Annotated in this window: 14 protein-coding genes; 7 read left to right on the plus strand and 7 right to left on the minus strand. The window is 58.6% G+C overall.

What is annotated here, in order from left to right; genetic code table 11:
- The first annotated feature begins 1 nt into the window (after position 1).
- The 4 genes from Q0837_RS08855 (at position 2) to Q0837_RS08870 (ending at position 3204) form a co-directional block, all read left to right on the plus strand.
- Positions 2–271 carry a hypothetical protein gene (locus Q0837_RS08855; protein ID WP_298467751.1) on the plus strand — a complete coding sequence of 90 codons (270 nt, stop codon included), beginning with the start codon at positions 2–4 and terminating at the stop codon, positions 269–271.
- Positions 272–1141, plus strand: a complete 870-nt coding sequence (locus Q0837_RS08860) for a F0F1 ATP synthase subunit gamma (protein ID WP_298467753.1) — start codon at positions 272–274, stop codon at positions 1139–1141.
- Positions 1142–1483: 342 nt separating this feature from the next.
- The gene (gene atpD / locus Q0837_RS08865) at positions 1484–2941 is read left to right on the plus strand and encodes a F0F1 ATP synthase subunit beta (protein ID WP_298467755.1); all 1458 of its coding nucleotides are present in this window, start codon (positions 1484–1486) and stop codon (positions 2939–2941) included.
- Positions 2942–2946: 5 nt separating this feature from the next.
- Complete coding sequence (locus tag Q0837_RS08870; protein ID WP_298467756.1) at positions 2947–3204, plus strand: ATP synthase F1 subunit epsilon; 258 nt, start codon at positions 2947–2949, stop codon at positions 3202–3204.
- Between the two features lie 75 nt (positions 3205–3279).
- Here the strand turns inward: Q0837_RS08870 and Q0837_RS08875 are convergent, their stop codons facing one another.
- Both Q0837_RS08875 and Q0837_RS08880 read right to left on the minus strand, forming a co-directional pair.
- On the minus strand, positions 3280–3636 hold the full coding sequence (locus Q0837_RS08875) for a hypothetical protein (RefSeq protein WP_298467758.1): 357 nt from the start codon (positions 3634–3636) through the stop codon (positions 3280–3282).
- Between the two features lie 224 nt (positions 3637–3860).
- Entirely contained in the window at positions 3861–4349 is a 489-nt protein-coding gene (locus tag Q0837_RS08880; RefSeq protein WP_298467760.1) for an Rrf2 family transcriptional regulator, read from the minus strand.
- Between the two features lie 63 nt (positions 4350–4412).
- Here Q0837_RS08880 and Q0837_RS08885 point away from each other — a divergent pair, with 63 nt between their 5' ends.
- Positions 4413–5039, plus strand: coding sequence for a hypothetical protein (locus Q0837_RS08885; protein ID WP_298467763.1), 627 nt, complete (start codon positions 4413–4415; stop codon positions 5037–5039).
- Between the two features lie 68 nt (positions 5040–5107).
- Positions 5108–7282: a prolyl oligopeptidase family serine peptidase gene (locus Q0837_RS08890; protein ID WP_298467765.1), complete on the plus strand. Its 2175-nt coding sequence runs from the start codon at positions 5108–5110 to the stop codon at positions 7280–7282.
- 70 nt (positions 7283–7352) lie between these two features.
- Here Q0837_RS08890 and Q0837_RS08895 read toward each other — a convergent pair whose 3' ends face one another.
- Positions 7353–8654: a hypothetical protein gene (locus tag Q0837_RS08895; RefSeq protein WP_298467768.1), complete on the minus strand. Its 1302-nt coding sequence runs from the start codon at positions 8652–8654 to the stop codon at positions 7353–7355.
- Between the two features lie 252 nt (positions 8655–8906).
- Here Q0837_RS08895 and Q0837_RS08900 point away from each other — a divergent pair, with 252 nt between their 5' ends.
- Complete coding sequence (locus Q0837_RS08900) at positions 8907–9155, plus strand: DUF1153 domain-containing protein (protein WP_298467770.1); 249 nt, start codon at positions 8907–8909, stop codon at positions 9153–9155.
- Positions 9156–9180: 25 nt separating this feature from the next.
- Here the strand turns inward: Q0837_RS08900 and Q0837_RS08905 are convergent, their stop codons facing one another.
- From Q0837_RS08905 to glmU, 4 genes are all read right to left on the minus strand, one after another.
- Positions 9181–9828, minus strand: coding sequence for a heme-binding protein (locus tag Q0837_RS08905; protein WP_298467772.1), 648 nt, complete (start codon positions 9826–9828; stop codon positions 9181–9183).
- A gap of 70 nt (positions 9829–9898) precedes the next feature.
- Entirely contained in the window at positions 9899–10171 is a 273-nt protein-coding gene (locus Q0837_RS08910; RefSeq protein ID WP_298467775.1) for an HNH endonuclease, read from the minus strand.
- Positions 10168–10794, minus strand: coding sequence for a hypothetical protein (locus Q0837_RS08915; RefSeq protein ID WP_298467778.1), 627 nt, complete (start codon positions 10792–10794; stop codon positions 10168–10170). Before Q0837_RS08915 ends, Q0837_RS08910 begins: the two co-directional genes overlap by 4 nt.
- Positions 10791–12140: a bifunctional UDP-N-acetylglucosamine diphosphorylase/glucosamine-1-phosphate N-acetyltransferase GlmU gene (gene glmU / locus Q0837_RS08920; RefSeq protein WP_298467780.1), complete on the minus strand. Its 1350-nt coding sequence runs from the start codon at positions 12138–12140 to the stop codon at positions 10791–10793. The genes Q0837_RS08915 and glmU overlap by 4 nt, the downstream gene beginning before the upstream one ends.
- Positions 12141–12181 lie beyond the last annotated feature (41 nt).

The following is a 12181-nucleotide window of genomic DNA, read 5'->3' on the forward strand; positions in this document are numbered from 1 at the left end:
TATGGATCGCGTAGCCAAACTGGTCGGTGACGAGCCTCATTCACGGATCGTCCACCTACCCGAAAGACGTTTCCCAGGAGTAGTCTTTCAAGGCGATACGCTACACAGCATGGTCTCGATGGTTCGAGGCGCGATGAAGGAAAAGGACGAAGAGGAACGGTACTACGCGTTGAAAGATCTTGAAGAGATCCTTGGACTCGCATTGGAGGACTACAAGGCAACCCTTTCAGGACTCGGCATGGAACTACCGTTTTTTGAGGAAACAGACTGAATGCCCTCATTGAAGGAACTCAAGGATCGGATCGGGTCGGTTAAGTCGACCCAGAAGATCACCAAGGCCAAACAGATGGTCGCCGCGGCGAAGCTTCGCCGTGCGCAGGCTGCTGCCGAAGCCGGCCGTCCCTATGCTGAGCGTCTGGGCGCTGTCATGGCGTCACTCGCTGGCAAGGTTTCGGGCGACAGCGCTCCGAAACTGCTCGCTGGCACCGGATCGGACCAGCGCAACCTCCTCGTGGTGGTCAACACCGACAAAGGTCTGTGCGGTGGTCTCAACTCGAACCTGGTCAAGGCTGCCAAGGCCAAGGCGGAAGATCTGCTCGCGGCAGGCAAAAGCGTCGAGTTTTATCTCGTCGGCAAGAAAGGCCGTGCGCCGCTCAAGCGCGAATACGCAGACAAGATCGGCGCAGGCTTCGACACCTCGACGGTGAAGACGCCCGGTTTCGAAGAAGCCGACGCGATCGCTGCCGAGCTGATCGGCATGTTCGACGAAGACAAGTTCGATGTCGCGCATCTGATCTATCCGACCTTCCAGTCGGCACTGGTGCAGAACCCGACAGTCAACCAACTGATCCCTGTCCCCTCGCCCGAAGCATCGGACGATGGCGGTGCGGTGGTCGAATACGAGCCGGGCGAAGAAGAAATCCTCGAAGAGCTTCTGCCGCGCTATGTGAAGACACAGCTGTTCGGCGCGCTGCTTGAACGTGAAGCATCGGAGCAAGGCGCTTCGATGACCGCGATGGACAACGCCACGCGCAACGCGGGCGACCTGATCAACAAGCTGACGATCCAATACAACCGCAGCCGCCAGGCCGCGATCACCACCGAACTTATTGAAATCATTGCTGGCGCTGAAGCGCTTTAGATGAAGACATTTGCATCCATCTTCGCGTTAGTAGCGCTTAGTGGGTGCGCAACAATTAAGGAGAACAGCAACTTACCGGAAGAATGGGAATTCATGCGAGCGATGGCGTATCACGCAGACGTTGATCCAAGCACTGGGCTTTCGCGAGCCAATTGTTTTAGGATCAGACGTTACCGTGCCGAACCCACATCAAATGAAGATGCATTCATTAGGTATGAGCAGTTCAACGGAGAAAGCTGGTCACGTAAGTCGGCTACCGTACGTCGAGAAAAAGACGGATGGGTATGGCAGGACGGTGACGAGCCAAAATGTAGTATTTATTTTCTAGGCTAAGGAATAACCATGGCTACCGCACCCGTCCTCAACCAGACCACCAATGGCGTGATCGCCCAGGTCATCGGCGCTGTCGTCGACGTGCAGTTCGAAGGCGAACTGCCCGCGATCCTCTCGGCGCTCGAGACCAAGAACGGCGACAAGACGCTGGTTCTCGAAGTTGCCCAGCACCTCGGTGAAAACACCGTCCGCACCATCGCGATGGACGCGACCGAAGGCCTCACTCGCGGCAGCGAAGTGATCGCCACCGGCGCGCAGATATCGGTCCCGGTTGGTCCGAAGACACTCGGCCGTATCATGAACGTCATCGGTGAGCCGATTGATGAACTCGGCCCGGTCGGCGCAGACAAGTCGATGCCAATCCACGCGGAAGCCCCTCCCTTCGTCGACCAGTCGACCGAAGCGGCGATCCTCGTAACCGGCATCAAGGTGATCGACCTGCTCGCTCCTTACGCAAAGGGCGGTAAGATCGGCCTGTTTGGCGGTGCCGGCGTGGGCAAGACCGTGCTGATCCAGGAACTGATCAACAACATCGCAAAGGGCCACGGCGGCGTGTCCGTGTTTGCCGGTGTTGGTGAGCGTACCCGTGAAGGTAACGATCTCTATCACGAGTTCCTCGACGCAGAGGTCATCAAGAAAGACGAAAACGGCGTTGCGACGCCAGAAGGCTCGAAAGTGGCGCTGGTGTTCGGCCAGATGAACGAGCCTCCCGGCGCACGTGCCCGTGTTGCTCTGTCGGGCCTCACCATGGCGGAATATTTCCGCGATGAAGAAGGCCAGGACGTGCTGTTCTTCGTCGATAACATCTTCCGCTTTACGCAGGCGGGTTCGGAAGTGTCGGCCCTGCTCGGCCGTATTCCTTCGGCTGTGGGCTATCAGCCAACCCTGTCGACCGACATGGGTAACCTGCAGGAACGTATTACCTCGACCACCAAGGGTTCGATTACTTCGGTTCAGGCCATCTACGTGCCTGCCGATGACCTCACCGACCCTGCGCCAGCCACCTCGTTCGCTCACTTGGATGCAACGACCACGCTGAACCGCGCGATTTCGGAGCTGGGCATCTACCCGGCGGTTGACCCGCTCGATTCCACCAGCCGCGTTCTCGAACCGCGCGTTGTCGGCAACGAGCACTATGAAACCGCGCGTAAGGTTCAGGAAACGCTGCAGAAGTACAAGTCGCTGCAGGACATCATCGCCATTCTCGGCATGGACGAGCTTTCGGAAGAAGATAAGCTCACCGTGGCCCGTGCGCGTAAGATCCAGAAGTTCCTGTCGCAACCGTTCCACGTTGCCGAGGTCTTCACCGGCATCAGCGGCGTGTTCGTGCAGCTTGAAGACACCGTGAAATCGTTCAAGGCGGTTGTCGAAGGCGAATACGATCACCTGCCAGAGCAGGCATTCTACATGGTCGGCGGTATCGAAGACGTGGTCAAAAAGGCCGCTGAAATGGCCGAGGACGCGTAAGCGACATGCCACTCCACTTCGAACTCGTAACCCCGGCCAAGCAGGTCCGAAGCGAAGACGTCCATATGGTCGTCGTTCCCGGCGCTGAAGGCGAATTCGGCGTGCTGGAAGGCCATGCGCCTTTCATGTCGACCATCCGCGATGGCGCGGTGCAGGTCTTCAAAAGCGAAGGCGCTGAGCCGGAACTGATCGAAGTGCGCGGCGGCTTTGCCGAAGTCGGCGAGAATGGTCTCACCGTTCTCGCGGAACATGTAGAAGCCTGATCTGGCTGACAAAATGAATTAGAAAGGGCGGCCAAGCACGGTCGCCCTTTTTACGTTCAAACCTTGTCTCGGTCTTCAATCAGGATTCAACAACCCGGTCGCAATTCTGCTCCGGTCCGCCGGACATTTGGCCCTGAGCCTCGACCTTGGCCAACTTGTGGGATCGTTTCCATCGACGGACGACTCTGCCTTTTTGACCATAGGAACGGCTGAGCCAATACTGGCTGCCAGGACTTTTCCGCTCGCAAGTGTTTGGACCGATGGGTGCGGCTTGTTTTTGTAGGAGAGGAGCAACTCATCCCCGTTGCGATCCTCGATCTGCATCGGGATGCTCATGAACTCGCCAAGTAGCAGCGCGATCGTGCCGCTTGGTCGGGTGTCGACGCCCTCCGGGATTTCAACAAGGGCATGCTCACCGGAGATTTCGAGCATCAGGCAACAATGGCGTGAAGCATTGATCCAGAGCGCAACTGGAGCTCCTGGACGAACGTCAAATGTGTTGGAGGAAGTCATCGTTTCTCTTATTTTTTTGGCCACTATCGTGCGTGACCGCTTTGCCCTCCAATCGTTAAACGACGATCACGTTTGGGTGTAAACTGATGTAACATAGTGTTTTTTGGGTTGAACAGGAGGTCATCTGGAAGCCCGTTGCACCTTCAACTGACTTGCCGCTGCACCCAACCTGCGATTTCCATCATGTGCTCTGGCGTCGAATTTGCCGCTGCCTCCTGCATGATCGACGCGAGCGTCTTTGCAGCCAGCGCAGCGCGATAGGTCTGCTCAGCGTCAGCAAATGCCGACGCGATTTCGCAAGGGCGTTTGCAGTCCTTGCGTTTCAGGCCGCACGGGCCGTTTTGCCGGATCTCGGAGCAGCGGAAAGCTGGCATCGGGCCTTCGATGGCGAGGACAATGTCCAATAACGTAATCTCGTCCACCGCCTTCGCCAAACGGTAGCCGCCGCCCTTTCCGCGGACCGACTGCACAATCCCTGCGCGGCGAAGCAATTGCATTTGCTTAGCAAGATAGGCCGACGGCACCTCGAAAAACTCCGCCAGTGCATCGACACTTAGCCCGCGCTTCGGCGGTACGATCGCCAGGATCGTGCAGATATGCGTCGTCCATTCAATGCCTTTGCCGAGCTGCACACTTGACTCCTTAACCGGATATTCTTTATCCGGATAACATATATCCGATTAAGGAGTCGTGCCATGAAGCCAACTGCCAAGCAAGCGCATCGCAAGCTTGCGCTGTTCATCGGACTGTTCGTGCTGATCCACTTCGTAGCGCATCTCGCCGCTCCATTCGGGATTGCGGCGCAGGACAGCGCCCTGCAGGCTGGCCGGGCAATCTATCAGTTTCCGCTAGTCGAAGTGGCGCTCGTCGCGGCGCTCGCCGCGCAAGTCGCACTTGGTATCAAGCTGCTCCGACAGATACAGGCACGAAAACGCAAAGGGTTCTGGCACCGCGTTCAGTTCGCAAGCGGCGCGTATCTTGCGTTGTTCATCGTGATGCACACCAGTGCAGCGGTTGCGACACGGCTCGTCGTGGGTCTCGACACCAACTTCTATTGGGCGGCCGGAACGCTGGTGCTCGCCCCGCTCAAATACACCTTCGCGCCGTACTACATACTCGCCGTCACGGCGTTGGTGAGCCATGCGCTCGCCGCGCTGCATTTTCGCAGGCCAAGGCAATGGCACGCTCCCATGCTGGCTTTGGGACCGATGCTCGGCATTGCTATTGTCAGTGCTTATGGCGGCGCGTTCTATTTGGTAGAGTTGCCGCAAGAATATCGCGACTATTTCGCGATCTTTCCCGGTGTCGGCGAACAGGACTGATTCCCCCTTCACAACTGCGCTCCAGACCGCCACAAACTCTCCAGCAAATCCCCCATAGGAGAGGACACTTGAAGCTTGTCTCTACACTCGCACTTGCTGGCGCGCTTGCCATGACCACCACGCCAGCGCACGCCGACGGCCACGGCGACCACTCTGACACCGCTGAAGCGCCAGCAGACGGCGTTCCCGGCCCTGAGCAAGACCCGTATATCTGGCTTGAAGAAGCGCGCAGTGACGAAGCGCTGGAATGGGTCGAGAACGAAAACGAACTCACCCTTGCCAAGATGGAAGCAGATCCCCGCTTCGAACAGCTGAAGAGCGAAGCGCTGGCGATCTTCGACAGCGAAGACCGCATTCCCTACGTCTCGTTCCGCCCGGATGGCCTGTACAATTTCTGGCAGGACAAGGAGAACCCAAAGGGCCTGCTGCGCCGCACGACACTGGAAAGCTATCAGACCGACGAACCGGAATGGGAGATCATTCTCGATGTCGATGCTCTGGCAGCCGCTGAAGGCAAGGAATGGGTCTACAAAGGCTCGACTTGCCTGCCGCCTGCACTGAACATGTGCATGATCGCGCTGAGCGATGGCGGCGAAGACGCGACGATCATGCGCGAGTTCAACACCGCGACCAAACAATTCGTCGAAGGCGGCTTCGCGCTCGAAGAGAAGAGCCAGGGTAGCGTGCAGTGGATCGACAAGGACACGCTGCTCGTCGGCCGGGACTTTGGCGAAGGCACACTCACTGAGAGCGAATATCCCTTCACCTCGCGCGTCTGGAAGCGCGGGACCGATATCGCCGATGCTGAAGAGATCTTCCGCGGGGAGGCCGATGACGTCTGGGCTGGCGCAAGCCTGCTGCGCGACAACACCGGAACCGTGCACGCCCGCACCGCTTTCCGGGGCGTCAGCTTCCATGAGAGTGAATACTTCGTCCAGAAGGATGGCGAATGGGTGAAGCTGGACATCCCGAAAAAGGCCTCGCCCTATGGTATCGTCGATGGACACTTGCTCTATTCGACCGATGTCGATTGGGAAACGGATGGCCAGACCTTCCCGGCTGACAGCCTGATTGCGGTCGATCTGGAGGAATGGAAGGCCGACCCCAACGGCGCGGCCAAGACGCTCGTCTGGGCGCCTGCTGAGCGTCAGACGAAGCGCGGCGGGGCGATCACTGGGAACGCCTTGTTTGTGACAATGCTCGACAATGTGGTTGGCAAAGTGTTGCAGTTCAATTTTGCCGACGGCGAATGGGTAAGCGAACAGGTCGAACTGCCTGACAATGCGACGCTCGGTATCGCAACTGCGTCGGACGAGACTGACCAGATCATGTTCACGGTCACCGACTTCCTCAATCCGACGACTTTGTACTACTCCGATGGCAGCGGCGCGCCGCAAGTGCTCAAGACTTCGCCGAGCCGCTTCGACAAGACCGGCATGTCGGTCGAACAGTTCGAAGCGACCAGCGCCGACGGGACCAAGATCCCGTATTTCGTGGTCAAGCCCAAGGGCATGGAAATGGACGGCAGCACACCGGTCCTGATGAGCGGCTATGGCGGCTTCCAGATCCCGCGCCTGCCCGGCTACATGGGCAGCACTGGCAAGTTGTGGCTTGAAAAGGGCGGAGCCTATGTGCTCGCCAACCTGCGAGGCGGCGGCGAGTTCGGGCCGAACTGGCACCAGACTGCAATCCGTGAGAACAAGCAGCGGACCTGGGACGATTTCATCGCCGTAGGTCAGGATCTGGTCGACAAGGGTATCACCAGCCCCGAGCATCTTGGCATTCAGGGCGGCTCACAAGGCGGCCTGCTGGTCGGCACCGCGATCACCCAGCGCCCGGACCTGTTCAACGCCGCGATCGTTGCGATCCCGCTGTTCGATATGCTGCGCTATCACCTGATCGGGCGCGGTGCCTCGTGGATCGGCGAATATGGCGACCCACGCATCGAAGAGCAGCGCAAGTGGATCGAGGGTTACTCACCCTACCAGAAGATCGTCGAGGGTGTGGACTATCCCACCCCGTTCCTGTGGGCCTCCACCGCGGATGACCGGACCCACCCGGCGCACGCGCGCAAGGGTGCAGCGAAGCTGAAAGAGCTTGGCCAACCCTATTACTACTTCGAGGATATGACCGGCGGCCACTCAGGCGGTGTCGACAACGAGCAGCGCGCCAAACTGCAGGCGCTGCAATATGTCTATCTGATGCAGCAGCTGATGGACAATGCAGCGTCAGACGGCGAATAAGCCTTCGCCGACAAGTGTCTGAAAAAAGGGGCGTTCGCAAATAGCGAGCGCCCCTTTTCAATTGCGGCAGTCAGGATACCCACCAGCTGATTTCCTTCAGGCATCGATCCGGCCGATTGCGGGCCACGATGCAGCTCTTGCCGGAATAGTCTCCTGTATCGAAGCTGGCTGTCTTGCAGGTGCCGACGAAACCGATTGACTTAAGGGAGCAAAATCCGTCGCGGAACTCGCCTCCGTGACCTTGCGGGCCAAAGCCGGCGACCCGACCAACAAAGACATCCTCTCCGCCGAGATGAACAACGCCCTCGCCATCTTGATGGTGCGAGCCCTCGTAACGCACCACGCGGGAAGAGGAGTATCCGGTGCTGCGGTTCTCCAGCATCTCGATCACGGTCCCATAGCCGGTGAACTGACCTTCAAAGCGGCCCTGCTCGAAAGTGATACGCGCGCTGTCGCCTTCGCGATCCTCGCGGACCATGCGGCCTTCGGAGAAGCCCCCGTTCCGGAATTGACCAATTTCGGTCTTGGTTTCGGTCCTGCCACCGATGTGCTTCTTGGTCTCGTAGCGATGGCCTTGGCCGTAACGTTTGCCGCCCTTCCAACTCCCGGCATAGCCGCTTGTGGCACCAGCGAACGCACCATCGAGAAATTCGCTCACCTCACCATCGGCGCCGATCCCCGAGCGCTGACCGTCCAACCAGGTCCCAGTCTTTACCGTCCGGTCGACAACATTCGTATAGCGGTCGACCTGTTCCCAGCGACCGATCCCGTGCAGCTTGCCCTCGCGCAAAGTGCCGCTGAATGTCACTTCATGAACCAAACTGTTCTCTACGCTCTGCTGCCAGCGGATAGTTCCATTGCCTTTGGCGAGGCCTTCTACACAACTGCCGGTCCACGACAGCTCACCTACAGGGTCGTCAAGGACAGCGAACCATACCCGGCAGCCTGTCTTGGCGTCCTCGTACCAACTGCCAATTAGGTTGCTGCGCTCCCATAGTCCCGGAATGCGCTTGCCATCCGGAGAAATGAACGCACCTTCGCCATGTTGGTAACCTTCCTGCCAGCCGCCCTCGTAGCCTTCGCCCCAGGATTCCATCCAGACGCCTTGCCCGTGTGGTTCGCCATCGCGCAATCCACCGACATAGGTGGCTCCGCTACCGAAACTGACCTTCACTTCACCGACGGGAACACCTGCGTCGAATTGTCCGGTGACTGTCTCGGCCCCACCAGTTTGGAAAGTCGCCGTGCCTTCCCCCTCGGCCTTTCCAAGCGGACAGGAGCCGCTCCACTTGGCATATCCCATGTCGGTCCAGCAGCCGCCAATAATCGGGATGTCTTCAGGCAAGGGACGATCGCAACCTAGAACACTCAAGCATGCAGCCATCAGAAATAGTCGAGCGAACATGGCAAAAGGACTCGCGCGTCGACGTCCTGCGGTCAACTCTATCGAGCGAAAAAGCAGGCGCCTTTTGTTAGCTGTAAACCAGCCCGACAGTTTTGCTTCGCTTCACCGCACGCTGAGCACGGCGGGGTTCGCTAACGCCGAATTAACCATGCTTGGTAGCTCCGGGTTAAGTCTGAAAATCGACTGTTTGCCTGCAACAGGGCGAATAGGAGACGAAAAATGGCGTACCCGAGCGACATTTCTATCGCAGAAGCGATCAAGCAATACGGTCTACCAAAGTCGCACCGCATCCACTGGTCGAAATCCAAAAAGGCCGACGTGGTTCGTGCCGTACGGGATGAGATCATCAGCTTCGCCGAAGCGCGTGATCGCTATCTGCTGAGCCGCAAGGAATTCGAGCAATGGGAGCTCGATCTGGGCGGAACTCCGCAGCCAGTTCAGCGCAGCCGAACGCTTGAAGATGCGTAAGATGTGAGAGTGGCGACCGCTTGGTTCAGTCGGTCGCCACCTCGATCATCACTTCATTACGGCGCAGAGAGCCGGGCACCATCGGCGCATCGTATGAAGCATATTCGAAGTCACCAATCGGTGTCAGATCCTGCTCAGCGATCCATTTGCCGAGCTCCTTCTCCATTAAGGCCGTTTCAGAAGGACGCGCATAGCCGTTGAAACGTACGGTCGCGACGCGGCGGGCTTCAACTTCGGTCAGAGAGATATCTGAGGGCGCCGGTGGCAGCGTTTCCAGAGTGTATTTGGCGGGCATCACGAAGCGCATGCGCCAACGATCCTTGCTCGTTTCTTCCTGCACAACAGGTGCGGTCATGGCGATCTTTTCATCGCGTTTCACGCGATCTTGGATCACCGGCGTCGTCATCGCGATTTCTTCGCCTCCCTCAGGCCGGTCTTGCGCGAAAATGTAAGCTGCCAGCCGGCGAAAGCTCGCTCTGCTCGCTTCCCTACGGCTACCGGAATGCGTGACTTCAGCGACAATGATTGTCGGATAGTCGCGCAGCTGAAATGCCTGCTCCTCTTTCACGACTGTAAAATCAGGCTCTTCGGTGTTGCGAGATTGTGCGTAAACGGTGGCGGCCCCGATCGCGGCGATTCCTACCCCACCGGCGATCCATTTTGCGATACCCATCTTTGCGTGCTCCGATGCTGCTTTGACCTACCAGCAGTTACGCGCGGCCTTGGTTCCCGGATGCGGGACCCTATCGCCGCGTTGGCGCGTGGAAGTCGGGTGGTTTGGTTGCGATCCAGCTGACGAACTTCGCCACAAAGGGATTGGCGCGAACAGCGCAAGCATCATCACCAATCCGCGCGAGTTCGGTATTGGTGAAATTGGCATGGATCGTCTTGTGGCAGATCGGATGGACCGGAACAGTGCCCCGCCCTTTCTTCGATTTGGGCACCGGGTGATGCCATTGGATCAGCGTCTCGAACGGGCGCTCACACAGCCAGCAGGTGAGACCTTCGTCGCTCAAAACGGATCAGCGCGGCCTGTTTCATAGGTGAAAAGCTCATTGCGGCTCTGCGGCATCAATCGTTCAGCCACGTTGTAGTCGACCGGTTTCAGATCGCCTGCGCCACAAGCTTGCATATTCAGGAGCTTTTCGCCGCGTTGGACAATCACGCCATCGGAGATTGCCGGATTGTTCGGCTCACCCGGTTCGAAATTGGTGCGGACTATGCGACTGAAGACGATGTACCTGGTATCACCGTTGGTGAACGCGATTTGAGCCTCACCGCCGCCCGAATACGGCACGCTCGCCCATTCCGGATCAGCCAGCACCAGCTCGGCGTCGCCTTTGCCATAGCGATACTCGATCCTGCCTTCGCCTGCGGCACATACCGCAATCTGCTTCCCGTTCGACGCGGTGCAGGAGAACAGCGTTTCTTCTTTGGCCGAACACGCGGCGCTGCTGTTGGCAGCCACTTTGGTCGCGCTGGGTCCAGCTGGTTCCGCCGCCTCTTCAGTGTCGACCTGACCGGCAGCAGGCTCGGCCTCATTCTCGGCTTGCTCGGACTGAGGTGCCGGAGATTGCGTGCTTTCGGACTGGCAAGCGGAAAGCACCAGGGCGACGCCAAGGAAGGCCACTCGTCTCATTTCTTCGAAGCCGCCTTCTTCTTTTTCATCGTGTCGTGAAAGCGGTCGGCCCAACCCTGTTTCACCAATTGTTCAGCCCGGACCATGCGCAGTTCTCCGTCACCGACATCCCGGCTGACCGTGCTGCCGGCTGCGACGATGGCATCGGCACCAATCTTAACCGGAGCAACAAGCGCGGAATTCGAACCGATAAACGCGCGGTCACCGATCACCGTCTGGTATTTGAAATAGCCATCGTAATTGCAGGTGATCGTGCCCGCGCCGATATTGGCACCCTCGCCTACGGTGGTGTCACCGATATAGGACAGGTGGCTGGCCTTGGAGCCCTTGCCCAGCGTCGCCTTCTTCATCTCGACAAAATTGCCGACAAAGCTGTTCTCTTCGAGCACCGCACCGGGGCGCAGACGCGCAAACGGGCCGACCTGCACGCCGCTGGCGAGCGTCGCGCCTTCGAGGTGCGAATAGGCCTTGATATGCGTGCCATCGGCGATGGTGACGCCGGGTCCGAAGACCACGTGCGGATCGACAGTCACATCCCGGCCCAGCTGCGTGTCGTGGCTGAAGAACACCGTGTCGGGCGCCCGCAGGCTCGCCCCGTCCGCCATCGCCTGTTCGCGCCGCACGGCCTGCCAGCGCTGCTCGGCAGCTGCGAGTTCGGAGCGTGAATTGATCCCGGCGACTTCATCCGCATCGGTTTCAACCACCACGACCTTGTCGCGCCGCGCAATCGCGTTGGTGGCTACATCGGGGAGGTAGTACTCTCCCTGAGCGTTGTCGTTTCCTACACTATCGAGCAGCGGCCACATATCGTCCGAATGCGCCACGATAAGTCCAGAATTGCACAGACGAGTCTTCTTCTCTCGCTCGGTCGCATCCTTGTATTCGACCATTTTGCGCACCGTTCCATCGTCGTCAGCGATGATCCGGCCATATTGCAGCGCATCGTCCGGTCGGAAGCCGAGCACGGCGACTTTCGCATCGCCGTCCAGCGCCTCATTCAAGCGTTGCACGGTCTCGGCCTTCACCATCGGGACGTCACCAAAGCAAACGAGGATGTTTCCGGAGAACCCTTCCAGCGCTTCTCTCGCCCGCAAGGCAGCGTGCGCAGTGCCAAGCTGCGGATCTTGCAGAGCGGTCTTGATATCGCGCCCTTCCAGTGCCGCGTCCAATTGCTCACGCCTATCGCCGGCGACAACCACGATGCGATTGATGCCCAGCAATACGAACGTATCCATCAGGTGCATCAGCATCGGTTTGCCCGCTATCGGGTGGAGCACTTTATGCAGGTCGCTCTTCATGCGGGTGCCTTTGCCCGCGGCCAGGATGATGGCGGCAAAATCGGTCATGAAAGTTCCTATAGCACTGAATTCGCTTTGATGGGTCGCTT

It is taken from the genome of uncultured Erythrobacter sp., assembly GCF_947499705.1.
Taxonomy (GTDB): Bacteria; Pseudomonadota; Alphaproteobacteria; order Sphingomonadales; family Sphingomonadaceae; genus Erythrobacter.